We start from the raw sequence: 403 nt of genomic DNA, 5'->3' as shown, positions 1-403 counted from the left end.
GTTTGACGCTTGATTATCGTCTATTTCAAAAAGTTAAATTGTTAAAGAGCAAGTTTAGTGCAAAGCACTAAGTCAGAGACTAGGAGTCATCAGTCAACATCGAATAGGATAATATCCCTCGATTAACTGTCCAAGCATCTTGCTTAAGGCTTTGAATTGTGTCGATTTCGCAGAACTGCGAAGAAGTAGATTTTCGTATGAAGTGGTGGAGCCATGCGGGGTCGAACCGCAGACCTCCTGCGTGCAAAGCAGGCGCTCTCCCAACTGAGCTATGGCCCCTCTAATACTTCATCGTATTTTCTACATTTTGTCATAACATTCAAGTATTTTTGAACATTATTAACACCAGCATCTTAAGAGATAGACTCTTTGAAATACTGGTGGGTCTGGGCCGATTTGAACG

The 403-nt window shown here is 41.7% G+C and carries 1 tRNA gene; it reads right to left on the bottom strand.

Features of this window, described 5'->3' with window-relative positions:
• Positions 1–203: 203 nt before the first annotated feature.
• Positions 204–279: transfer RNA gene (locus AYW76_RS18550), tRNA-Ala, on the bottom strand.
• Positions 280–403 lie beyond the last annotated feature (124 nt).

The sequence above is a fragment of the Marinomonas gallaica genome, from assembly GCF_001639745.1.
Lineage (GTDB): Bacteria > Pseudomonadota > Gammaproteobacteria > Pseudomonadales > Marinomonadaceae > Marinomonas > Marinomonas gallaica.
The sequence above is the reverse complement of the archived record's forward strand: the minus strand, read 5'-3'. Positions and strand labels throughout refer to the sequence as shown.